A 25,811-nucleotide genomic window follows, 5' to 3' on the forward strand; every position below is an offset into this window, starting at 1 on the left:
ATTAGGCTAGTTATTTTCCTAATTTATCGAGGTGAATAGTGGCTCCTACCACCACGCGTGTCCTTCGGTTGCTGGCCCTGCTCCAGGGCCGCGAGCGCACCGGCCGCGAGCTGGCCGAGCGCTTGGGCGTGACCGACCGCACGCTGCGCAACGACATCCAGCGGCTGCGCGAGCTGGGCTACCCCGTCCACGCACAGCGCGGCGCGCTCGGCGGTTACCGGCTCGGCCGCGGCACGACCATGCCGCCGTTGTTGCTGGACGACGATGAAGCGGTGGCGGTCGCGGTGGCGATCGGCGTGGCCGAAGACGGCTCCACCGGCATCGCGGACATCGCCGACCACGCCAGCAGGGCGCTCGCCAAACTGGATCAGATTCTGCCGAAACGCCTGCAACGCAAGGTGTCCGCGCTACGTGCGGCGACCGCGATCGGCCCGGCGACCACCGGCTCCCGCGAGCCCGACACCCCGGTGCCCGCCGCGGTCCTGACCACTCTGGCCGGCGCCATCCGAGACGGCGCGACGGTCCGCATCGAGGAGAACGCCCGGCGCCATCCCGGATCGGAGGTCGAACCGTATCGCCTGATCAACTGGCAGCGCCGCTGGTACCTGGTCGCCTACAGCCTCGGGGACCATTCTTGGCATGCGATTCCCGTTGCCCGGATCCACCGAGCCGAGCCGGGCGACCATCGCTTCGCCGCACGCGCGCTTCCCGACGACGACCTCGTCGCGTTCGTCATGCGCCACATCGCCATCACCGGCTGGCGGGTGCATGCGCGGATCACCGTGCTCGCCCCGGCCGAGACCGTGATCGCACGCATCAACCCCGCTGTCGGCGTGGTGGAGACCGTGGACGCCGACACCTGTGTCCTGCACACCGGCGCGGACGCACTGGAAACGGTCGCGATCTACCTGTCCATGCTGATGATGGACTTTCGCGTCGACAGTCCGCCAGAACTGCTCACGCACATCCGTACCCTCGCCCGCCGGTACACCGAGGCAGTCGCCGACACACCGAACGCCTGACCTGCCGCGACGACGTGCGCGGCCGGAATCGGGTCCGCGGCGTCCGGGGGCCTCGCCGTGCCGCGAGCCGGCCAGGGCACACCCGGATCGGCCTTCGAGGTAGCCGATTTCAGGTTTCGCCCCCGACACGTCGGGCCAATCGGTGGATGCGGACCTCGCCGAGTTTGTCGCCACCGATCGTTCTCACTTGTCCGCAGTGACAATTTCGATTCCTTCCAGGGACAACCCGCCACCCCAGCCCCGCAGTCGGCGTGGGTCGCCCTATCCCCGAGGTTGTTCTGTGCCGACCGGGTCTGGCAACGAGCGCAACCGGAGTTCCAGATCGGCGGCTCGAGTGACGAGTTCGTCATCGTGGCTGATCAATATGACGACGGCTCCATCAGTCGCGAGGCCGCGTAGGACGTCGGTGATCGAGGCCAGATGGCGGGCGTCGACACCGGAACTGGGCTCGTCGAACACCACGATCCGGCGCCCGATCAGCCGGGTTCCCGCGACCACAAGACGCTGCTGTTGTCCGCCGGACAGGGCGAGAGGATGGCGGTCGTCGAGTCCCGCCAAACCGAGCGCTCGGAGCAGTGGATGACTCGTGGACTCGCTCGGCGCGCCGCTCGGATCCGTTCGGCCGGCCGCGGATTCGTCGGTCCAGAGACGCAGTTCCGCGGCGACGCTGTCGGCGAACAGTTGACGTTGGACGTCCTGCATGACGAGCGCGGCATCGGCGAGTCGACGACGCCGGCTCAGCCGGCGGCCGTCCAGGGTGATCACGCCGCTATGGCGCTGTAATCCAGTGAGCACATGGGCCAGCGTGGACTTGCCCGCCCCGTTCGGTCCGGTGACCGCGGTGACGGTTGCTGCCGGGAAGTGTGCGTCAGCGATATCGAGTACCGGGCGACCCTTGCGAGTGCACCGAATCTCGTGCAGCGTCAGGCCACGAGACGGCTCGGAGCCGCCCGCTGGATTCTTTTGTCGCGGCGACCGTCGCGCCGGTTCGACACTGGGTCCGTGGCCGAATACCCGTGGCAGTACGCGGGTCGCGGGCAGGTCGCGGCGCAATCCCTCCGCTGTCCATACTTTTTCGGGCAGGCGCGCGAAGTCCGCGCCGGACCACTCCGTCGTGACGCGGCCGTCCCGCAGCAATATTATGCGATCCGCCTGATCGGCGAGCCGATGAAGCCGATGCTCGGCGATCACCAGGGTGACGCCAGCGGCTCGGAGTTCGGCGATTCGGGCGATGAACTGTTCGACGGCCGCGGCGGACAGGTTCGCGGTGGGTTCGTCCAGGACCACAACCGCGGGCCGGTGAACAGTGGCGGCAGCGAAGGCGACCTGCTGCTGTTGGCCGCCGGAGAGTTCGAACAGTCGACGGCCGGTGAGATCGGTCAGTCGATGCTCGGTGCGAGCGGCGGCGACGCGTGCCCGGATCAACTGGGGCGGCGCACCGAAATTCTCCGAGGCGAAGGCCAATTCGGTGTCGACGCTATCGGTGAAGAACTGGCGACGTGGGTGTTGCAGGACGGTTCCGGTCTGTCGGCCGATGACGTCCAGGCGCTGCTCGGCGATCGGTTCGCCGTCGAGACGAACGATGCCCTCGAGGGTTCCGCGGTGGAAGTGCGGGATGAGTCCGTTCACGAGTCGGAGCGCGGTGCTCTTCCCCGACCCGCTCGCCCCGCACAGCACCACGGTTTCGCCCTGCTCGATCCGCAGGTTCAGGCCGGCCAGTGTCGGGGTGTCGGCACCAGCGTAACGCCAGGTCACGTCGGCGATCTCGATCATCGGTTCGGCTACCACAGCAGCGTGCCTCCGGCCAGGAGCGCGACGAACAGCCCGACCATGACGTCGCCGATCCCGAACCGCGGCGGGCGCATGCACGTCGGCGGGGTACGAGAGCCCAGACCGCGCAATAGCGCCGAAGCCGAAAGGTCCTCGGACGCACGCAGACTCGACGCGATGAGCGGCACGGTGAAGTACTCGAGACCTCGGACGGGGTTGCCGAGCATGCCGAGACCGCGCAGTCGCATAGCGTCGCGCACCGCGCGAGCCTCGGCGATCATGGTCGGAATGAAACGCAGCATCACCGCGCCCGATACCGTGATGCCCCGAGGTACCCGGGCCACGCGCAATGCGGCGGTGAACTCACTCGGTGTGGTGGTGCGCACCAGATACATGGCCACACCCGCGATCACGACGAGCCGCAGCAGATAGGCGGCGAGCACGCCGAGGACGCCGGTCAGCGGATGCACCACCGTCCGCGGCAGCAGGTAGGCGAAGGACGCGGCGACCGCGGCCGCCGCGAGCAGCCCGGCCGCCCGCGGCCAGGCCCGTTCGGCGAGGGTGAGCACCACCGCCAAGATCAGGGCGGCCGGTACGAATTTCGCGCCGCCCGGCGCCATGACCACCACCGACGTGACGAGGACGATGCCGATCTTCGTGCGTGGATCGAGAACCGCATTCCGAGGGTCCGTGTGGGCTTGCACGATCGCTTGCTCCGTCATGGCCGCCGCGGCGACCGCTGCCTCGTCGGTGATGTCGGATCCGGTCACGCCAGCCCGGCCTTCTCGAAATGCTTTCGCAGCATCCGTAATCCCAGCAGTCCCCCGAGCAGACCGAACAAGACGGTGGAAGCGCTGAACCCGGCCAGTACCGGCGGCGACAGGAGGTCCTTCATCTGTTCGATGTAGCCGCTGCCCATCTGCTGCATGGCCGGGTCGGCGAAATACTCGTCGCGGGCGTAGAAGATGGGCAGCAACGGGGTGCAATACCACAGCGAGTAGGCCGTGTAGGCGAGCACGCTCATCCGGGGGGAACGGTATTCGCCGATCCACAGCGCGCTCTCGGCGAACAGCGCGCACAGCAGGGTGAGCGGGAGACCGATCGGCGGATGGCCGGTGAGGGTCATCAGCCCGGAGGTGATCGCCGCGAAGAGGAGAACCATGCCCGGGTGCCGGACCCGCGTGAGAAACAGCATGAAGGGCACACCGCCGGCGACGATCCCAGCGGCCAGCGCGACCAGCATGATCGCGGGATTGAGGAAGCCGAGCATATTGATCGCGAACACGATCACGACATAGAGGGCGGCGAAGACCCCGATCGTGATGAGATCCTGGGCGCTCATCCGGATATCGATTCGGCGTCCGGCGAAGAAGGGTTCCCGCGGTGGGCGGTCGAGAGTCATGAGGCGCCTGCCGGTACGTCACCGCGCAGCTGCCAGCCGCGGGCCCGGCGGCGTTCGTGCCAGAACCGGGCGTAGGTTCCGCCGTGGGCGAGCAGTTCGCCGTGGGTTCCGCGTTCGGTGATCCGGCCGTCATCGAGCACCAGGATCTGGTCGGCCGCCGTCACCGTGGACATGCGGTGAGCCACCACCACGACGGTGCGGTCGCGCGCCAATTCGGCGATGGCATCGGCGACCGCGGCCTCGTTGACGGCGTCCAATGCCGCGGTGGCCTCGTCGAACAGGACGATCGGAGCGTCCTTCAGCAAGGCTCGGGCGATGGACACCCGTTGCTTCTCACCACCGGACAGGGTGGATCCGGCCTCGCCGACCCGGGTGTTCCAGCCGTCGGGGAGCCTTTCGATCACCTCCTCCAGGCGGGCGATGCGCGCCACGCGAGCCAGGTCCGCATCGGTGGCGTCGGGATCGGCCATCCGCAGGTTCTCGGCGATGGTGCCCTCGAACAGGTACACCTCCTGGAAGACCTGCGCGGTCATCCGGGCCACCGCGGCGCTGCCCAGATCACGGATATCGCAACCGCCGATCCGGACCGTGCCGTCGTCGGTGTCGAAGAAACGTCCGATCAGTTTCAGCAGGGTGCTCTTCCCGGCGCCGGACGGACCGACGATCGCGGCGAGCGTGCCCTGTGGCAGCCGGGCATCGATACCGTCGAGGACGATTCGGTCGTCGTAGCCGAATCGCACCCCGCGCAGGTCGATATCGTATCCGGACGGCTCGACCGGCTGCGCGGGTTCGGGCAGCCGCGGTTCGGCGAGCAGGGCACGTACCCGGCGAATGGCGTCGGCATTCACTTGGACGTGTCCGGCGAGATCACCCAACTGAGCCAGCGGATCGAGCATGCGCAGGGTGATGATCAGCAGACCGACCATGGACGCCACGGCAAGGCTGCCGTCCACCGCGAACGCCACGGTCAACGCGATAACGGCGGTCATCACCAGCTGCACGGCGCCGTAGAACAGCATCAGCCCCCAGGCGCCGCCGATGGTGAGCCGGGACTGTGATTCCCGCTGCCGATCCAAGGCGTCGCCCAGGGTGCCGAGATCCGGGCGGTCCAGGACACCGTAGGCGCGCAGGATCGGCTGCTGCCGTGCGAATTCCACGATGCCGGAGGCGGAGACGCCGATATCGTGCTCGTGCCCGTCGTCGTTGCGGGCGATCACGGCCATGAGCAGTCGCAGCGCGAGCGCGCACAGCAGCGCGCCCCCGGTGAAGGTCAGGCCGATCCGCCAATCGAGCAGATAACTACCGGCGATCATGACGGTCGGCGCGACGACGCCGACCACCACGTAGCGCAGCAGATGCGCGGGGAGGTCGGCGACATCGACCGTGTTCTTGCTGAGCAATCGCGCGACGGGACCGGTGCGGTCGGTACGGAACCAGCCGATTGGCAGAACTGCCAGGTGGTTACCGATGCGGCCGTGAAAACCGGTGAGCACATCGGTGCCGATGCGGTAGCCCAGCGACGTGCTCCACGCCAGCAGCACATGGTGTGCGACAACGGCGGCGGCGAGTGCGCCGATCCATAGCAGCGCCTGGTCCCGGTCCATCGGTGTCTGCGCGAGCGCCGCGATGAGCGGTGCCACGAACAGGAACCCGAGTCCCTGGAGGACACCCTGCCCGACCAGCAACACCAGCATGGTGCGCAGATGACGGCGGCCGGGCGGATCGAGCAGGTCGAGCAGGTATCGGATCATCGTGCTCATCAATCGGTTCCCCTCTGTATGGTGTCCCCGTCGCGTGCCCGCCGGTCGTACTCCCACAGGCGGGCGTAGAGCCCGTCGCGGGCGAGTAGTTCGTCGTGTGTGCCCTGGTCGGCGATCCGTCCCCCGTCCAGGACCACGATCCGGTCCGCCCCCCGGATCGTGCCCAGCCGGTGCGCGATCACCAGAACGGTGCGGTCGCGCGCCACCTCGCTCAGGGCGTCCTGGATCCAGGCCTCGTTCTCCGGGTCGGCGGCGGCGGTGGCCTCGTCCAGAACGAGAACCGGGCGGTCGGCCAGGATTGCGCGGGCGATGCAGATGCGCTGCTGCTGTCCCCCGGATGGCTGCACCTCGGCCCCCACGATGGCGTCGTATTCGCCGGGTTGTTCCTCGATCCAGTCGGCGATCCGCGCCTTACGGGCCGCCTCGCGCACCGCGGCGTCGTCGGCGTCGGGCCGACCGAGCCGGATATTGTCACGGATGCTGGTCCGCAGCAGGGTCGCGTCCTGGAAGACGAACGCGACGTGTTGGTAGAGCTGCGCGGGAGCCATCCGCCGGATGTCCACACCGTACAGTTCGACCGAACCCGCCACCGGATCGTCGAAGCGCGGCAGCAGTTTGGCGAGGGTGGATTTCCCGGATCCGGATGGGCCGACCAGCGCGGTCACGGTACCGGCGTGCAGTTCGAGGTCGATCCCGTCGAGTGCGGTCGTATCGCCGTAGGTGAAGCGCACACCGTCGAGTCGGACCACCGGTCCGTCGTGGTTCGGGTCCGGCATGATCGGATCGTCCGGGACGGTCAGTTCCGGGGCGGACAGCAGTCCGCGGATACCACGCGCGACGTCCAACGCGGTGACCAGCTGGTTCGCGGACATCATCACGATCATGACCCCGGCGGTGACGACCGTGGCGAACACCAGGACCGCGATGAGATCCGGCAGTGGCAACCTCCCGTCCAGGGTGAGCAGTCCTCCGCCGGCGGCGACTACCACCAGCATGCTCGGCGGCGACACCATGATCTCGGCAATCACCCCGGCGACACTCGTGGATTTGACCCAGTCATGGAAGAACTGCGCGAAATCGCGCGAGATCTCCCGAAATCGCAGGGTGGTGGTGCCCGGGGTGCCGAACGTCTTCACCACGCCGATCCCATTGACGAATTCCACTGCGGCGCCGTTCAACTGCTCCAGCCAGCGCAGATACTCCGGATATTTCGTGCCCGCGTCGGACATCGCCCACTGGTAGACGGCCAGGCCCACCACTACAGGCAGTAGCGTGAGCAGTGCCATGCGCCAGTCGACGGAGAACAGGTAGCCGACGGCGACCACCGGTGGCACCGCCGCGGCGGTGATCTCCACAATCGAATGGGCGATGAGCCGGTGTAGGGCGGCGACGTCGTCCTCGACCGTCTTCTTGACGACGCCGGAGTTGCGATCGGTGAACCAGGACAGCGGTACCCGGCTGAGTTTGCCGAGCAACTGCCGTCGGATACCGAACGACACCTCGATATCGGCGAGATGGGTGAGCACACCGGCTCCGAATATGCCCAGTTGCCGTATCGCGAGCGCGATGAGAGCGACGATGATGATCGGCCATACGTCGTTGTCGCCGCGCAACATACGGCGGGTGATCTCGACGACGGCGATGAGCGGCGCCATTCCGGCGACCGCGCAGACGACGGTGAGCACCGCACAGCCGATCAGGGTGAGACGGGCGCCGGCGAACACCGAGGGCGTCCGCCTCACCTCGGTCGGCGCAGCGGCCTCGGTGACAGGTGCAGACATGGAAACCCTTCGAGCGCAGGCTGATAGGTCGATATCCCGATCAGAAAGATAATGAAATCTATTTTCAATTGCATGGTAGCCGACCACGCCCCTGACGTCAGCACGCGGTTCGGAATCCAGACACGGGACCGTCATCCCACCCGTGCGCCGAGCACCTCGTTCAGGCACCGATATATCTCGGAGGGGTCGGTGGCCAGCGAGAAGTGTCCGCCACGCGCGAACCGGAACAGGCAACCGCCAGGGGTGTGCGCGATCCACTGGGCTATACCGTCCGGGGTGATTTCCGGGTCGCTGTCACCGGAGACGACCACAGTCGGGCAGGACACCGTCGCCCACGGATCGGCCCGATAGGTCTCCACCAGCCGGTAATCGGCGCGAATGGTTGGCAGGAACATCCGTGCCAATGCCGGTTCGGCCAGTACCGCCCGGATTTTCGGGTCCAGCTCGCCGATATGGTCGGCCAACTCGACATCCGAGGCCAGATGCCACCGCTCGATGGTTCTTCGAGACGGCGCGTCGGCACCGCTGACGACCAGTCCGGCGACCGGACAGCCGATGCCTTCCAACCGCCGCGCGGTTTCGAAGGCGACGTGGCCGCCCATGGAATGCCCGAACAGCAGCACCGGACGCGAGCGGGCGAGCGGCGCGAGTTCCGCCGCGCAGTCCGCGGCCAAGGCCGGGATATCGGCGGCCGAGGGAACGTCGATCAGGGCATCGCGGCCGGGATAGGTCACCCCAACCAGTTCGAAGGTCTCCGGCAGCGACGACGACCAGGGCGCGAAGAACCGAGGGCTACCGCCCGCGTGCGGGAACACCACAACCACCACGGCGGCGGAGCGTTCGGTGAGCGTGTCGATCTGAACGGTCATGGCGTGAGCAACTCCTCGGCGGTGATCGGCGGCGGTTCGATCGGTTCGATCAGGGTGGCCGGGCCGGCTGCTGCGGTGAACTCCGACCACAACCGGACGGCCCGGATGAAACGATGCGAGACGGGGTTGCGGCCGGCCGCGATCGTGCCGGCGAAATCGGCGACCGCGCGACGCACCCCGTCCGGCCAGATGCGCTCGCGGATGGTCGCGGTCGTGGGTTCGTCGGCGTCGCCAACGGTTTCCGCGATCGCCCGGTCGGCCACGGCGCCCGTCTGCCGGCGCCGCCAGTGAGTGCGGCCGTGGGTGTGGGTGAGCACCAGTTCGCCGGCGTCCGTGCCTACGGTCACCTCGTGCATGAGCCGCACGTAGTTGTCCGGGTCGCTCGGGCACAACTGGTTGTCGATCAGCAGATCCACCGGGATATCGCCGAGAGTTATCCGCCCGGTGTCGAACGCGCCCGGGGTGGGGGGCAATATCTCGACCCGCGCGGGTGTGAGAGCGGGGACCAGATCGGCGAGCATCGTGAACAACGGGTAGACGACCTGGACCGCGGATCGTGCCTGCACATAGCGCACCGGTGTGCGCGCGGCGAGCAACTGCGCGGCCCCGACGAACCGTCGCACGGGCGCCAGTGCGCTGTAGAAATCGTTGACGCCGTAGCGAACTCCATGCTGAGCGGCGACTCTGAGCAGTTCCACGATCTCATCGGCGTGCACCGGCTGTTCCTGGAGGACGTGGATACCGCGCTCGAGCAGTTCCGCGCTGATCCGGGCACCGGCGCCACCCACCACCCCGGACCGGACGACGACCAGGGCGATATCGACCGGTCCCAGCGCGTTCGGGTCGGTATATAGCGGCAGTCCTAGCCGATGCGCCAAATCCCGCGCGGGACCCGCGCCAGTTCCCAAGATCCCGACGAGTTCGACCGGCGAGTTCAGGGATGTCAACGCCTCGGCGTAGACGGCACCGAAAGTGCCGCCGACCAAGACCGCGGTCGGCTTGCGGCTACTGGGCGCGGTCACCAATCACGCTCCTGGACCGCGATATCCGGACACGACGCCGCGCCGATCGGCGAACGCGGCGGGCGGACAGCGGTGGTCACAGCACCCCCTCCTCGACGAGGTCTCGGTGGCCGGTCACCGCACCGTCGATAACACGCACCTCGGTTCCCGGCGCGAGCCCGGCAAGGTCGTCCGACAGGGCCCGCGGGTCCGGTATCGACCGGAGCGGATGGATACCGGCGGGCAACGTGGTGACCGCACGGGTCGCCCAGGCGGCGATGGCTCCGGTGACGGCATAGCTGTCGCGAGTACGCAACAGGAAGGTCGCCGCCTTCCCACTCGACCGCGCGGTGGCGAGCAGGGTGAAATAGGGTTCACGGCCGAACAGATCCAGTTCCGCCGCCGCGAGCACGGCGTCGACAGCGGTGTCGGACGGCGGGGCTGCGGACACCGACACCTGAAGGTCCTGGATGGCGCGAACGGTGCGTTCGCCGTCGGTGATGTTGACCCATTCCACGTCGTGGGCTCCCACGGCATCGGCGAGGACTTCGGTTTCGACGTCCAGATGGACGTGCGATTGCGCCGTATCCGGGAACCAGGGCGCGGGTGCGGGCGACATCTCGTCTGGCCGGACCCGAACACGCCCACCAGCTCGCCGTACCGTGGACACTCCGCCGCTCCCGACAGTGATGCTGTCGAGGTATTCGTGGACCGCGGCCCGGGTGAGTGGTTGCAGTCCACCACACCAGGCGATGAGGGCGTCGGCTCGTCCGCCGAGACGATCGGCGACGATGCGCAGCGCCAGCCCGGACAGCCCCGGCTGGACCCCGGCCTGAACCAACGCGACACCGTCCGGAGGGGCGATACGCCGCAACAGTTGCCGCTGCGACTCGTCCACACCGGGGTCCACGTAGGCGCTGTGGCCGCGCAGCGCGATTTCGGCGAGAGCGACACTGTAGCGGTGCGAGGGACCCGCGCAGTTGACGACCACGTCGGCGGTCCGGACGAGTTCGGTCAGGCCCGGGTCGTGGCCGGCGGCGAGGGCCGCGAGATCGATCTGTTGCGACGCGGGTCGTGCGGAGGTTCCGGCGCAGAACTCGGCCAGCCGCCGAGGATCACGTCCGGCCACGGTGATCGCCAACCGCGAGTCGGCGGCAAGCGCGGCAAAGCAGGCACGCCCGACCGCCCCCGTGGCTCCCAACAGCAATACCCGGGTCATCGGCCAGCCACCTCCCGCCAGGACGCGTCGAGCAGCCGCGCCACCGCGACGGCGTTCGCGCCGGTGAGGCAGTCGAAATGGTTGCCGTCGATATCGGTGATGATGAGTTCGCCAAGGCAGTGCCCGCGCCAGAAGTCGGTCATATCCTCTTTGAGGGTCGGCAGAAAGTGGATATCGCCGCGTTGCCGCAAGAAATGCACATCACCGAGGAACGGTTCGCGGGCTCCGCGCGCCACGGCGCGGATACTGTGCGCGAAGACCGAACGCAGTTCTGCGAGCGATTCCGCCGACCAGTCCCGGCCCAGGACACCGGATTCCGCCAGTAACCGCAAGCGCGGCACCCCGGGTTCCGGTGCGGTGGCCAGGTCGCGGGTCAGGGCTGGGCTGATCCGGCGCAATGTCCCCGCCGGGATGACCCGCGGATGGTCGGCACGGGCGCGAGTGAAGGCGTCGACGAAGTCGGCATCGGCGGATACCAACCCGAGTTCGGTGGCACGCACACCCATGATCTGGGCGAAGCAGTAGTCGAGCACATCCTCGTCGTCGATCTCGACGGGAACGCGGTAGGAGCTGATGGCGGTCACTCCGCCCACCGGGATGCCGGCTTCCTCGAGATATCTGGCGATCTCGGTGGCCAGCAGTGCGCCCATGCAGTAGCCGACGAGATGGACACGGGCGGGGGCGATCTCGGCGATCGCGCGCCCGTAGCCGACCGCGAGCGTGGTGAACAGGTCCTGCGGCGGTATCCGCGCGTAGTCGTCACCAGGAATACGCCGCACGCCATACAGGTCGGGTGTCGTGTGCTGCCGCGTCAGCGCGTCGATCAGTTCCGCGTACGGCGCCAGGCCGCCACTGCCGTCGTGCACCAACACGACAATGGGACGGTTCGCTCCGTCGGTCACCGCCCCGGCACCGATTCGCACCAGCGGCGATACCGAGGTCGCGGCTGTCTCGTTTTCTACGCCTACCCGCTGCCCGTCCGAACCACAGACGGCGCGTTCGGCACCGGCCAAGGTCGGGTCGGTGACCATGGCCCGGAGCAGTTCGTCCCAGGTGCGGTCGGCCGCGCTCTCGATCTCCTGCCGAATCCGGCCGATACACTGCGCGAGCAGCAGCGAATCGCCGCCGAGATCGAAGAAATCGGAGCGGGGCGACAGCGCGCCGATAGCGGTGAGTCCGAGTACCGAAGCCCAGATCTCGGCGATCCGGGTCTGCACCCCGGTGAGTTCGCCGCCATCGGCCGTCGTGGCGGCGTCGGCGCGGACGGCGGTGACGAAACGCTCCATATCCTCGCGAACGCGCGCCCGATCGATCTTGCCGTTGCCGGTCAGCGGCAGGGCGGGAACGACGCGCAGTTGCTGCGGCACCATCGCGGACGGCAGCAGTTCCCGCACGGCCGTGAGCAGCCCAGCCGGTCGAAGTGCCCGCGCCGGCGCCTGTTTCGCACACCAGAACACATGTTGTCCGAAGGGCTCGAGGCTGTGTCCGCGCGGTGGGAAGGCATGGATCGCGCCGAAGGGGGAGCGCTCGAGCACCTGCCCCCACTGATCGAAGGTGAGGAAGGGCGAGTCGCCGTCGGCGCGCAGGTCACGATGACCGCCCAGGCCGTCCTTGAATTCCATGGAGATCATCAGCGGATGGTTGACTCCGGTGGAGTCGAGGAAAACCAGTGCGCCGCCAGGCAGCAGTAACCGGTCGAGCCGAGCAAGGCATTCCTCGATGTGTTCGGCGTTGTGCAGAACATTCGCACAGACGATGAGGTCGAACGAGGAATCGAACAGACCCTGACGGGCGGGATCGGTGTTCAGGTCGAACAACCGGTAATCGACGAAATCGTGGTCCGCGAGCAGCTCGCGGCCGGCCTTCTGGAAGAACTGCGAGACATCGGTGAACGTGTACCGCACCGGGAGCCCACGCAACGCGGGCACCAGCTCCGCGCTGGTACCACCCACCCCGGCGCCCACTTCCAGGATGCGCAGGGGCTGATCGCCGACATGATGACGGGCGTATTCGACGATCTGCGCCACCATCATGCCGTTGGCGTATCGACTGAGCAGGTTGTCGCGGTACGCGGCGGTAGCGATATCGGTACTGCCCGCGGGGAACAGCAGGGTCAGCGGATCGGTAGCACCGGTGAGCAGGCGGGGCAGTTCCGCGATACACCGGCCGACGTAGGCGATGAGTTCGTCGCCGTAGCCGATACCCGCCGCCAGTTCCCGCACTCGCGCCCACTCGCCGACACACCGGTCCAGGTCGTGGTGTTCGAGCAGTTCGATACCGTCGCCGCGGCGGCGGGCCATTCCTTCGTCGACGAGTACCGCGATCCACCGGCGCAGCAGCCGGTGCAGATTGTCGGACACCTTCAGATCGCGGGCGAGTTCGTCGAAACTCGACCGCTGACCAGGTGGCAGGGCCGGTGCCAGGGCGGCCGTCATACTGTGCAGCGCGGCCGTTTTCGCGGCGGCGGCGAACGCGACGAGTCCCTCCGTGGGCAGGTCGGCGGTGAGCGACCGGTGGGCGACCGCGGCGGTTTCCGCCACCGCGTCCGCGATCACCCGCCGCCGCGCGAGTTCGGTGGCGTCGGCCGGCGCGGGGGTCACTACCGCGGTGAGGGTTGGGCGGTGCCGGTCGCCCACCACGCAGGCCACCGCCGCCGCGACACCGTCGAGCCGGTCGAGGGCGGATTCGATATCGGCGAGTTCGATTCGGTGGCCACGGATCTTGATCTGGTTGTCGCGGCGGCCCACGAGTTCGATGACGCCGGCCTCGTCGGTGCGCCCGTAGTCGCCGGTGCGATACAGCCGCTCCGCGCTCACCGGATGGGTGATGAACGCCTGGGCGGTGCGTTCGGAGTCGCCGAGATAGCCTGCGGCCAAGCCCGCTCCCCCGATCGTGATCTCACCGATCTGCCAGGGCGCGGCGAGCTCACCGCGATGCGTCAGCACCCGGACACTCTGATTCCGCATCGCCGTGCCGTACGGCACGCTCCGGAGATAGGTTCTCGCCTCGAGGGGGTGCAGGATCGACCAGATGGCCGCCTCGGTGGCGCCACCTAGGCTGTAGGCCCGCGCGTTCGGCGCTGCCGCCGCGATCTCCACCGGTTGTCCGACGGGAATCCAGTCACCGGACAGCATGATCAGGCGCAAACTCGACAATCCGCGCTCCCCGTCCAGATCGCGCATGTGGTCCAGTAGCAGCTGGAACTGCGCGGGCACCGAATTCCACACGGTGACGCCGTTAGTGGTCACGGCATCCAGCCAAGACTGCGGATCGGCGCGCTCATCCCCCTCCGGGACAACGATGCAGCCGCCCGCGGCGAGCAGGCCGAAGACGTTGTAGACGGACAGATCGAAGGTGTGCTGGGAAACCGCCAGGACCGCATCGGCGGCGGTGACGCCGAACCGCTGCTCGAGGTCGTCAATCGTATTGACCGCCGCCGCATGCGATATCACCACCCCCTTCGGCCTTCCGGTGGTGCCCGAGGTGAAGATCACGTAAGCCGTGTCCATCGGACCGACCTGTTTGCGACGCGCCTGCTCGGCGACGACTTCGGATGTGCGCGGGGCCCAGGTAGCGGGATCGGACAGCAAGGCGGCGATCGCGCCGTCGGGTTCGATTCGCACCGCCAAACCGCACTGCTGCACGATCTGCGCGACGCGGGCATCGGGCCAGCGAACGTCCAGCGGCACATAGCCCGCGCCGGCCAACAGTGTTCCGAACAGGGCGGCGATCTGCTCGGGGCCGGCCTCCAGCCGCACCCCGACCAGTTCGCGCGGACCGACACCACTTGTGCTCAGTTCCGCGGCGACCGCCGTGGCCGCTCCCAGCAGTTCCGCGTAGGTGATCGCGCGGTCGCCGCGGCGGATCGCGACCGCCTCCGGCCGCTCGGCGGCCTTCCGGAGGAAACCGCTGTGCAGCAGATCGGTCGAGAGGGGCCCGACCGATGTCGGCGGGGGCGGTACCGGTGGTAGCAGTTGCCGTTCCCAGGCGGCAGTGTCGGTCGACAGGACGCGCAAAATCATGTCGAAATCGGCGAAGGCGCGATCCAGCACCGCATCCGGGATCGCTCCCGCACGGGTATCCCAGTTCACGTCCACGCCGGCGACGGTTTCGGTGACCTGACAGTCGAACAGCACCTGCGGGGTCTGGCTGAGCCCACGTCCGGGGACCGGCACCAGCAGCGCCTCGCCGCCGTCGCGAGTAGCGGCGCCGAGGGTGGAGGTGAACACCACCGGTGATTGCTGGCCACGGTTGTCGTCCCGGCGGGCCAGTTCGCGCAGGACCTCCACACCGCTCACCCGGGCATGGTCCATATCGTCGAACAACCGCTCCCCCACGCGGGCGGCCAACGCGGCGAACGGCACCTCGCCGCGGACGTCGACCTCGAGCAGACTGGTACCGGTGAAATCGCCGACGAGTTCGTCCACGGCCGCGGTGATCCGGCGGCGGTTCATCGTCGTCATGGTCAGCAGGAAATGGTCGCGATCACCATAGCGGCCGAGTACTCGACCGAACGCCGTCAGCAGGGCTGCGGTCGGGGTCACGCCGTGCTCGGCAGTGGCGCGGGTGAATGCCGACCATTCGTCGGTCGACAGTCGCAAGGACCGGCGAGCGAACCGGGCAGGCGCCGAGTCCGCGTCCGGGAGCAGCGGCATACCGATCGCCGGCGGCAGGGTGTCCAGGCGGGAGAACCAGTACTGCCGATCCCGATCGCGGCGGGCGCGTTCGGCCGGACCGTGGGCGGCGCGGGTGAGGTTGAGCACATAGTCTCGGAAGCCGAATTCGACAGGGGGCAAGTCGATATCGGGCTCGCGCAGACAGCGTTCGAGATCGCGCACGATCACCGCGATGCCGACGAAATCGGCGATGAGCAGGTCGACGGAGAAGTGCACCACGGTGTCCTCGGGGCCAAGGGTCACCACCAGGTCGAACATCGGACCGACACCGGGCTCGTACACGTGGTGCGCCAGGGTCCGGCCGATATCTGTCCGCAGTTCGGCCACCTCGGCGGCGGTGGCACAGGTGTGCACCGTCAAGCCCGGGGGCATGGGATCGTCACCGAGGGGTGCGATGCGCTGATATCCGTCGGGATACACGACGCAGCGCAGCATCTCGTGCCGGGCGATCACCTTCCGCCATGCGTCCCGGAAACGCCGCGCTTCGGGGGACCGTGTCCCCCGCGGCGGGCGTACCGCGAATTCGGCGTAACCGTGGCATCCCACTCCGCCCCAGCGGAACGCGCGAGTGCGGCCCAGCAGATACGACGCCTGTACGTCGGTGAGCGGAAACGGCTCGTACCGGTGCTCCGGTTCGCGGATCAGCGTATCCTCGGCCGCGAGCAACGTCATGATCTCGGGTTTGGCCGCGGCCAGGGCGGTCTTCAGCTCCGGGGTAAGGGCGCCGCGCGGTGCCCGGAACCGTAGTCCGGGTCCGTCGATCCACACTTCGACGCCCGCGGCGCGCAGCTGACGGAGCAGTTCTTCGGGGCTCACAGTATGCCTTCCTCGACATCGTCTGCGGTGGTGAGAGCGGCGGCCGTCGCGCGAACGATCGCCGCGGCGAAGTCGGCGAGCACCGGATGGGCGAGCAGCATCCGCAACGTCGCCGCGGGCGCGACCTCGCGCTGGATCCGATCGACTACGGCGGTGGCGGTCACCGAATCGCCGCCCGCTCGAAAGAAGTTCGTTTCGGCGTCCACCCGCGGGCTGCCCAGCGCGGATGCGCAGATCTCGACGATCCGTACGCGCAGTTCCTCCTCCGATATCGCGACCGGCGGCGGTGTCACGTCGATGACCGATGTCCCGGTCTCGGAGCGCGACGACCGCGCGGCCGTATCCGGGTCCGGGGCCGACGCCGGTGCGGCGTCGACGACCGGAGTGCCGGTTTCGGGGTGTGGTGACCACGTGGCCGGGTCGTGCACCCCTGTCGCGACCGCGACGAGATCCGATACCAGTCCTGCCAGATGCTCATCGGCGAGTTCCGGAGCGATCGCCTGGGTGACGAAATCCCAGGACAGGTTCAGTCCGCCGCCGTCCTCCCATACCTGGAAGTCGAGCAAGGTCTGCGGGGTCTGCGAGGCCGCGTAGACCTGTTCGCCGAATGCGAGCCCGCCGCCGGTGTCGATCTCACGCAACCCCAGCCCGCTGGTGAAGACCACGGGGAACATGGCCGCCCCGGGTGTGCCGTGCCGGGCGAGCAGTTCCCGCTGCAACCACACCGCGTCGGCGGCGCGATGCGCCAGATCCGTCATCAGTCGCGCCTGAACGGCGCGCGCCTGTTCGCCGATACCGGCCCCCGGTTCGACCCGGCATTCGAGCAGGACCAGCGAGGTGAAGTCGCCGATGACATGTTCCACGCCGGCGATCGCCGGATCACGGTCGAACATGGTCACGTTCACGCAGAAATGCGTAGTGCGCGACCAGCGGGCCAGGGTGCGGGCATATCCGGCCAGCAGCAGCGCGGCGACCGTCACGCCGTCGGCGCGGCAGCGCGCGGTGATCCGCTGCCACACCTCACGTTCGATGGCGGCGGTGGCTCGGGCGAATACGGGTCGTTCGATCTCCGCGAGAACCATCGGGGAGACCAGCGGTGGCGCGGTGGGCAGGGTCGCCAGCCGGGATCGCCAATAGTCCCGGGCCGCGGCGAGTTCCGGCAGCGCCGTTTCGTCGGCGTCGCCGTCCAGGACGGGATGGGTTCGCACATAGTGGGCGAATGTCACCGGGATCGGTGGCAGCTCGGTCACAGGTCGGCCGCGGTAGAGGTGGTCGAGTTCCGCGAGCGCGGTCATCATACTGGCGCCGTCCAGCAGCAGGTTGTCCATGCCGATCCCGATCAGCGTGCGCTCGCCCGCCGCCGCGAGATGGACGCCGATATCGATTCCGGGACGCGTGGACAGGTCTATCACCTGGTCGCGCATGGCGGCACGCAGGTCGCCGAGCACGCGGACCACCGGTTCGAGGGGTTCGGGATGCACCGTCGCCGAGCCGTCGTGCACGGTGGTGCGCAGACCCGGATGGCGGCGCAGCAGCTCGGTCACCGCGGCACGGAACCGCGGCAGATCCAGCTCGGCCGTGGCGAATTCGAAATAGCAGTACGCGGCGACTCCGCTGAGCAGGTATCCGCGACGGCGGCCAGCGGCATAGGCGCGCTGGACCGGGGTGAGGGTGTACCGCGCTGGCGCGTCGATCGCCGCCGGCTTGTTGTTTTGTGCGGTATTCGGCTGTGGCGCGGTCGTATTCGGCGCGCCCAGCCTGCCTGCCAGATCGCCCAACACCGGATGGTTGAACAGGTCGACCATGGCGAGACGCTCATATCCGGCTTCCCGAAGCCGCGTGTAGATCCGGGTGGCGGCGAGGCTGTCCCCGCCGAGCAGGAAGAAATCGTCTTCGAGACCGGGCCGCACCCCCAGATATCGCTGCCAGAGTTCGGTCAGCACGGCAACGGCGTCATCGTCGATCGGCTCGTCCGGAACACGCCCTGACACCTCTGCCGCCTCCCGGCGTGTGAGCGAGGTCGGTTCGGACTCCGCTGCCGAGAGGGTTTCGGTCAGGTCGTCCTCGACGTTCTCCGGCCGGGCGAGGATAGTGACCCCGGGGCCAGTGGCGGTCATCCGTGTCGGGGTCCACCCGTGGTCGACGAGGAAGCGCCACCACCGATCAGCCGATACCGGTTCATCGGCAACCATTCCGAGATCGATGACGGCCGCGCTGATCAGCGACGCGGCAGTGAACTGCTGGTGTTCGGCCAGCCAGAGCCACCCGCGCGGGTGTGCCGGAATGTCGCGGACCAGCCGGCCCGCCTCGGGTGTCCGGTGCAGCGAACCGAAGCACAGCACGATATCGAACGGCTCCCCCGTCCACGCCTCGGCGGGGGTGCGATGCGCGATGGAGGTCGCCGCGGTGCGTTCGGTGGCCATGGCCCGCAAGACGGGGTTCGGTTCCACCGCCGTGTACGAGTCGATCACAGGGGCGAGTTCGGCGAACATCCGAACGGCGACAAGCCCAGTGCGTGAACCCAATTCGACCACCCGTACCCGCCTGCCCAGGGCTCGCGCGTGCGCGTAGACCCGGTCTACCAGTTCGGCGATCCCGGCCGATACCTCCGGCTGCCGCAGCAGCAACTCTTCGGGTGAGAGTTCCGGATCGCCGAGCACCGCGTGCGCTGACATCGCTCCGGTGACGATGGCCGCCAACCGGTGTCCCGCGCGCAGTGCCGCCCCATCGGGCTCCCCCGCCTTCGCTACGGTCTGCCAGCGATCGACCAGCGTCCGGTACTCCGCCAGAACGTCCCTGTTCCCTTCCGCACTCAGGTAACGCAACGCGGCGGTGATCACGGCCGACGGCCAGAGAGCACCGGGCCGGCCACCATCCGATCCGCCGGCGGCGGTTCCCGGGCTTCCGACGGCGGGGCCGGCCAAATTCCGCGAGTCACTGTCCGCCGCGCCCACTCGGGCGATGCCAGCATCGATGGTGAATGCGCCGCGACCATCCGGCGCCACGTGGCCGGGCTCGGTATCGCGCGCGCCGGGCGCGGTACCCGGCCGCGTGGAGACCGGGTTCGGCGCGATGGGCGCTGGTTCGAGAAATGCGCGGACATACCGCTCGAACGCGGCGAACGCCACAGCCGTCGGCGTCGGCGCCAGGGTGTTGTCGGGGATATCCCAGCCGACCCGGATCCCACCTTCGTGGTCTTCGACCTGGCAGTCCAGCAGCACCCCCGGCGTTCTGGTCAGACTCGCGACACCGCGCAGCGAATAGCTTCGCCGGGCCCCGAAACCCAATGTGCTGGTGAAAACCACCGGGTACCCGTCCCGATACCGCGAACGCGCCGCGGCGATATCCCCGGTGCCGTCCCCCTCAGCGCTCACGATCGCACGCAACCTGTCCTGGATGTGCGCCACCGCGGCGGCGGAACCGGGGCGATGCGTCGCAAAGTCGATATCGCACAGGAACAGACGTGTGAAATTGCCCAGGATCTCCCGGTCCCGCGGTGCGTAGGACGGCCGGTGAGTGCGTGGAATCGATACGGCGAACCGCTCACCCCCGCCGATCGAGTACAGCGCGTGCGCGAACGCCTCGAGGATCAGGGCGTTCGGCGTCACCAGGCCATCGGCGGCCCGCCGCCGAAGACGCTGATATTCCTCGGAATTCAGCGTGAAACCACGACGCACGAAGCGCGCGGGCCAGGCATTGTCCGATCCCTCGCCGCGGTCGCGCGCCAGGGGCACTTGCGGCGGAGCCACGGCCACCTTAGGCAGGGCGTCGGCGTCCACTCCGGTTTCCGCGTAGGTGCGGAAGACGTCGGCATCGCCGTCGACCGCGACGGGCCGGGCGACGGCGTCGTAGTCGGCGAGGATCGTCTCCACCACCATGGCGATACTGCGAGCGTCCAGGGCGAGGTAGTTGACGAGTAGCCCGATATGTTTCGGTGTCGCCGCCGCGAAACACTGCACCACGGGATCGGTGCGCAGGTCGAGATCGACGCCGCCGAGGTGGTACATCAACTCGTCCGGGTCGTCGCGCAGACCGTCGATGATATGCACCGGCGTCGGATCGGCCGCACCGCGGACGATCTGGGCGATATCCGAGTCGAGACGACAGCGCAGCACCGCGAATTCGGCCGTGCAGTCGCCGATCACGCGCGCCAGCCGATCGGTATCGATCGGCGCGGATCCGGCGAGCACGATCCCGTACGCCGTTGGCGCACGCACCACTCCGTTCAGTCCGCCGGCGCCGAGCACATAGCCCTGTTGGAGACGGGTGAGCGGAAAGGGCGTCGTCGGTGTCGAGTGTGTCGGGGCAGCCCGGTCGGTACCGACCCCTGGAACACACCCGGCGGCGAAATCGCGCAATGTCTGTCGCCCGAGCAGCGCCTGCACCTGCACTCCGCGCATACCCCGCTGTTCCAGACGCCGGCATACCTCGGTGGCGCGCAGGCTGTCGCCGCCGAAGGCGAAGAAATTGGCGGTCGGTGTCAGCCTCTGGACCGGTACATCCAATGCCTCGGCCCATGCCGCGGCGACCGCTTCTTCGACGATCGACAGCCGCCCCGCCGGCGCTGTATCGTCCGCCGGCCGCTGTAATTCGATGAGGCCGGCCGCTGCCCGCCGATCCACTTTGCCGTTCGCGCTGCGTGGAACGGCATCGGTCCGGACGAACGTTCTCGGCACCATATAGCCGGGCAACCGCTGAGCCAGATGGGTCCGCAGTTCGTCATCGGGAAGATCGGCGGCGCCAGCGAACACAACGACCCCGCCCAGGGCGGTGTTGCCGCCGATGGGCACCACCACCGCGTCCTCGACCACCGGGTGCGCGCGCAAAATATGCTCCACCTCCCCGCATTCCACCCGGTGTCCGCGGATCTTGACCTGGGCGTCGATCCGGCCGAGGAACTGCAGGATGCCGTCGGGCCGATAGCGGCCCAGATCCCCGGTGCGGTACCAGCGGATTCCGGTGTCGTCGACGAGGAACCGGGCGGCGCTGAGCTCGGGCGCGTTGTGATAGCCCAGCGCGACACCCGCACCGCCGATCCACAGTTCGCCCGGCACCTGATCGGGCCGATCACGCTCGTCCTCGCCGACCACCCGATACATCTGGTTGGTCAGCGGCGACCCGTAGGGCACCGACGGCCACTCGGGGTCGACCGAGTCCACCACGTATTCGTTGGACCAGATCGCCGCCTCGGTGGCGCCGCCCATGGCCACCAACCGCGACCCCGGCACAAGTTCGGCCAGCCGACCCGGCAGGTCCAACGGAATCCAATCGCCAGACAACAGCACCCGCCGCAGAGTCGACAGCGTCGCGGCGTCCGATCGGGCGGCGATGAGCAGCATCTCCATCAGTCCCGGCACCGAGTTCCACACCGTGATCCCGAAGGAGCGCACCAGATCGCGCCAGCGGAAAGCGTCGCGGCGGGCATCCTCGGAAATGGTGACGATCGCCGCCCCGCATTCGAGCAGGCCGAAGATGTCGTAGACACTGAGGTCGAAGTCGAGTGCGGAGACCGCGAGCACCGTATCGGTGTGGTCGATCTCATTGCGGCGGTTGACATCCAGCACGGTGTTCAGCGCGGCGGTGTGCGAAACCACCACACCCTTCGGTTCGCCGGTGGAGCCGGACGTGTAGACGATATAGGCAGGTTGCGCCGGGTCCACGGGTATCGGTTCGCCGGGTTCCTGGTCGAGCATCTCGGTGAGCGCGTACCGGGCCACGCCGTCGGTGCCGATAATCCCGGCGTCAGCTCGCGCTCGGATCAGCGCGCGCATCCCCGATCGCTGCCGGATTCGCGCCACCCTCTCGGCCGGTTGGTCCACCGAGATCGGCAGATAGGTGCAGCCGGCCATGAGGACGCCGAGGACCGCGACGATCTGGCCCGGCCCCTTCGGCAGCTGAACGGCCACCACCGAGCCCGGCACGTGTTCCGCGCTCACCGTCGCGGCGACGGCGCGGGCGTAACGATCCAGTTCGCCATAATCGAGTTCAGCGCACGGTCCGACCAGTGCCGCTACCACTTCGGCACCGTCGTATTCGTCCGGCTGCCAGCGCACCGCGACCCGGTCGGGGTCGGTGAGGGCCTGTCGCCGGAACCCGTCGTACAGCAGGCCGGTCGGAAGCGGCGCCTCGGTGGCGTTGCGCCGGGCACGTATACGGCGCGAATGTTCGGGGAGGTCGACAAGTGCCGGTTCGTCCCAGTCCCCGCTGGTCAGCCGTTCCAGCAGACCGGTGTAGGTGTCGAACATATCGTCGACCACCCCGGGCAGGAAACATCCGGACCGGTGATCCCAGGAGACCATCAGTTCCGATCCGATGGTGCAGATCTGGTTGTCGATCAACACCTGCGGTGTCATCGACGTCACTTCCCGGACCACACCGAGGGTCGCGGTGGTCGATTCGTCGAGCAGCGGAATATCCGCGGCGTAGGTGAACACAATCGGTGACAGCCCCGAATGCCCGCCCCCACGGGCGCTTTCCGCGCGCAAGACCGCGCTCGCGTCGGGAGTATCCAGTTCCGCCCGCAGCGCGCGCTGGGTATCGCGTATCAGGTCGGCCCACGATTTGCCCGGGGTGGCCGTACACCGGTGCAGCCGGGCCGCGGTGAAATCACCGACCGTTCGCGCGTTTTCCGGGGTCCGACCGGACATCGTCACCGTGACGAGGAACGTCGAACGGGTGGACCACCGTTGCAGGACCAGGTCATAGCAGGCCAGCAGCAGCGCGGCCCGAGTGACACCGGCCGCCCGGCAGGCTCGGTCCAGCGCCGCGACCAGGGCGGGCGACAATGTGTGACGGCGTCGCCGGAATTGGATCGCCTCTTCGGCGGCCTGCGGCAGCTGCGGCGGTTCCGGCAGGGCGGCATCCGCGCTTCCCACACCGCCCGCTGACTTCCCGGTATCGGTCGCGGCGTCGACGACTGCGGTAATCCCGGATGCGAACCCGTCCTCGATCTCGGGCAGCTCGGCCCCGCGGTACAGGGCGGCAAGATCACGCACCAGAATGCCGATGCCGGTGATATCGGCGATTATCAGATCGATCGCCAAATGCAGGACCGAGGTGTCCGGGGTGACCGTCAACTCCATGGCCCAGCAGTCGCCCGCGACCGGATCGAATCGGCGGTTACGCAACCGGGTGCGCACCTGCTCGAGATGTCGGCGCGTATCCGCGGTGGCGACAGTGTGGACGGGTATCGGCACCGGTGCTGCCGTGCGGGGTTCGATCAGGTAGTGCTCGGCGCTGGGAAATCGGCTGCGCAGCATCGGATGCCGATGTGTCAGCGTTGTCACGGCCTCCCGCAGCCGTTCGGGATCGAGGCGCGTCTCGGCGAATTCGAGATAGGTCTGGCATCCCACTCCGCCGAGCGGCTGACGCGGGTCCCGGCCGATCCAGTACGCCCGCTGCAGGGGTGTGGTGGGTATCGATCTCGCGGGGCTCGGCGGCTGGAAGGTCGTGTCCGGCACGGTCGTGCGCTCGAGCAGTTTCCGCCAGGCGGCCAGGGTCGGCGTCCGATAGAGCTCGACGAAGGCCGGTCTGCTCCCCCTGGCCGCGGCCCAGGTCATGACATCCGCGGTCAGCATCGAGGTCAAGCCGCATTCCACGAGATCGGCGTCGGCGTCCAGCCGGTCCGGATGCACACCGAGCAGGCCAGCCACATAGTCGGTCAGTTCGTCCCGACGCGCCCCGTCGGCCGCCGTACTGAACTCGTACACCACCGGCAGCGTTCCCGCCGCCAGCCGGTCGACGACCTCGTGGCGCCGGATCTTGCCCGATGTGGTCAGCGGTAGCGTCCGGGGCCGCACCCAGACGATGCGATCGGGGGTGGTCTCGTGTTCGGCGAGTATCCGGCGGCGGAGTATTCGTGTCAGATCGTCCAGATCGTCCGCGCTCCGGTCGGTTTCGGCGACGAGCGTCCACGACGGATCCCCGAAGTCCGGCTGCACAGCGCACGCGCCGGCGCGGCCGACACCGCATTCGGCGTTCTCGACGGTGGCCTCGAGATCGTTCGGGAAATGGTTTCTACCACCGATCACCAGCAGATCTCGGTAGCGTCCGCAGATATACAGTTCGCCGTCCCGACGCGTCCCCGCGTCGCCGGTCCGGAGAAACGGCCCGCTGCCATCGGCGGTCACCGCCCGGAATACCGCCTCGGTATCCTCCGGTCGTCGCCAATACCCCTGCGGTAGACCGGGGCCGCCGACCCAGATCTCCCCGACCCGACCGTCCGGCAGTACCTCTCCGCTGTCCGGATCTACGATGCGTAAATCCCAGCCCAGGGCGGAATCACCGCAGCCGACCAGCGTGCGGACGCGGGTGGCGGTCGCACCGCTGGCCACCACTGCCCGGCCCCGCTCCAACTCCGCGGCGTCGAAATCGGCCTGCCGCGGGCGGCGCGGGCGCAGGCTACCGCTCACCCCGAGGCCCGCCTCGGCGAGCCCGTATTGCGGTGCGACGACCTGCGCGCCGAGTCCGGCCGGCGCGAAATGCTCGATGAACTCGCGCACGCTGTCCGGGCGGATCGGTTCCGCGCCATTGGTCGCGATCCGCAGACAACTCAGATCGAGCGCGGCGACGGCCTCGGCGTCGAATGCCTGAACGCATCGGCGGTAGCCGAGATCCGGTCCGGCGATCCAGTTTCCACGAACGGCGGAGACGGTTTCCAACCAGATCCGCGGATCGCGCACGAAATCGTGCGGCGCGATGAGGGTCGCGCAGCCACCGGTGAGCAGCGGTACGAGAACCCCCCAGAACATACCCATATCGTGGTAGAGCGGCAGCCAACTCACCGTGTGGACGGGGTCCGGGCCGCGCCACATCGTGGTAGCGATCCCCACTTGGCGCAGGATCGAGGCATGGGTGTTGACCACGCCTTTCGGGCGCCCCGTCGACCCGGACGAATACTGTAGGAACGCCGGGTCCTCGGGCCGGCGCGAGACCGGCGGCGGCGCCGCGCCCCGATCGGCAGGGGTGCGCACCGGGATGTCCGCGGTGCCGGGCTCCTGCGCCACCGCCTCGGTCAGTTCGGGGAGGGTGTACATCGCGGCCGGTTCGCAATCCCGCAGAATGTGGCGGGCGCGGGCAAGGTACCGCTGCGGAGATCTCAGCGACGGCAGGTAGATGGGCACCGGTAGCCCGCCGGCCGATAGTACGGCCAGGAAACCGGCTACGAAGTCGACCCCACTCGGCAGTGCCAGCACGACCCGCGCCCCGGACTCCAAATCAGCGAAAGCGCTGCTGGTCACCGCGACCCGCTCGGTCAGTTCCGCATAGGTCCATTCCCGGGTTCGGCCCACCTCGACGGTACGGAGTGCGATCCGATCCGGAAAGCATTGCGCGCAATCGTCGAATACCTCGCTGACGGACCGTTGAACAGCGGCGGATTCGGCGGACAGCGGATGGGGGATGATGCTCAAATCTCTTGTCTCCATACTCAGCCGCGCACCGCACCTACAAGCGGTACACGGCGGCGGATCTCGCCACGTGCACGCGATAACCGAC

Annotated in this window: 11 protein-coding genes; 1 reads left to right on the plus strand and 10 read right to left on the minus strand. The window is 68.2% G+C overall.

The window, feature by feature from the left end; translation table 11 throughout:
- The first annotated feature begins 38 nt into the window (after positions 1-38).
- On the plus strand, positions 39-1,022 hold the full coding sequence (locus AB0C34_RS24820) for a WYL domain-containing protein (RefSeq protein WP_357077453.1): 984 nt from the start codon (positions 39-41) through the stop codon (positions 1,020-1,022).
- Between the two features lie 261 nt (positions 1,023-1,283).
- Here AB0C34_RS24820 and AB0C34_RS24825 read toward each other — a convergent pair whose 3' ends face one another.
- The 10 genes from AB0C34_RS24825 to AB0C34_RS24870 form a co-directional block, all read right to left on the minus strand.
- On the minus strand, positions 1,284-2,810 hold the full coding sequence (locus AB0C34_RS24825) for an ABC transporter ATP-binding protein (RefSeq protein WP_357077456.1): 1,527 nt from the start codon (positions 2,808-2,810) through the stop codon (positions 1,284-1,286).
- A complete protein-coding gene (locus tag AB0C34_RS24830; RefSeq protein WP_357077459.1) occupies positions 2,804-3,562 on the minus strand; it encodes an energy-coupling factor transporter transmembrane component T in 759 nt (252 codons plus the stop codon). Before AB0C34_RS24830 ends, AB0C34_RS24825 begins: the two co-directional genes overlap by 7 nt.
- Positions 3,559-4,194 carry an MptD family putative ECF transporter S component gene (locus tag AB0C34_RS24835; RefSeq protein WP_357077462.1) on the minus strand — a complete coding sequence of 212 codons (636 nt, stop codon included), beginning with the start codon at positions 4,192-4,194 and terminating at the stop codon, positions 3,559-3,561. The genes AB0C34_RS24830 and AB0C34_RS24835 overlap by 4 nt, the downstream gene beginning before the upstream one ends.
- Positions 4,191-5,954, minus strand: coding sequence for an ABC transporter ATP-binding protein (locus AB0C34_RS24840; RefSeq protein WP_357077465.1), 1,764 nt, complete (start codon positions 5,952-5,954; stop codon positions 4,191-4,193). Before AB0C34_RS24840 ends, AB0C34_RS24835 begins: the two co-directional genes overlap by 4 nt.
- Positions 5,954-7,735, minus strand: coding sequence for an ABC transporter ATP-binding protein (locus tag AB0C34_RS24845; RefSeq protein ID WP_357077468.1), 1,782 nt, complete (start codon positions 7,733-7,735; stop codon positions 5,954-5,956). The genes AB0C34_RS24840 and AB0C34_RS24845 overlap by 1 nt, the downstream gene beginning before the upstream one ends.
- Before the next feature lie 131 nt (positions 7,736-7,866).
- Entirely contained in the window at positions 7,867-8,604 is a 738-nt protein-coding gene (locus AB0C34_RS24850) for an alpha/beta fold hydrolase (protein ID WP_357077471.1), read from the minus strand.
- Complete coding sequence (locus AB0C34_RS24855; RefSeq protein WP_357077474.1) at positions 8,601-9,626, minus strand: Gfo/Idh/MocA family oxidoreductase; 1,026 nt, start codon at positions 9,624-9,626, stop codon at positions 8,601-8,603. The genes AB0C34_RS24850 and AB0C34_RS24855 overlap by 4 nt, the downstream gene beginning before the upstream one ends.
- Before the next feature lie 76 nt (positions 9,627-9,702).
- Positions 9,703-10,824, minus strand: a complete 1,122-nt coding sequence (locus tag AB0C34_RS24860; RefSeq protein ID WP_357077478.1) for a saccharopine dehydrogenase NADP-binding domain-containing protein — start codon at positions 10,822-10,824, stop codon at positions 9,703-9,705.
- Positions 10,821-16,316: an amino acid adenylation domain-containing protein gene (locus tag AB0C34_RS24865; protein ID WP_357077481.1), complete on the minus strand. Its 5,496-nt coding sequence runs from the start codon at positions 16,314-16,316 to the stop codon at positions 10,821-10,823. Before AB0C34_RS24865 ends, AB0C34_RS24860 begins: the two co-directional genes overlap by 4 nt.
- Complete coding sequence (locus AB0C34_RS24870) at positions 16,313-25,726, minus strand: amino acid adenylation domain-containing protein (protein ID WP_357077483.1); 9,414 nt, start codon at positions 25,724-25,726, stop codon at positions 16,313-16,315. The genes AB0C34_RS24865 and AB0C34_RS24870 overlap by 4 nt, the downstream gene beginning before the upstream one ends.
- Positions 25,727-25,811: the final 85 nt, after the last annotated feature.

Origin of the sequence: Nocardia sp. NPDC049220, assembly GCF_040647855.1 — a bacterium.
In the GTDB taxonomy this organism is placed as follows: Bacteria; Actinomycetota; Actinomycetes; order Mycobacteriales; family Mycobacteriaceae; genus Nocardia.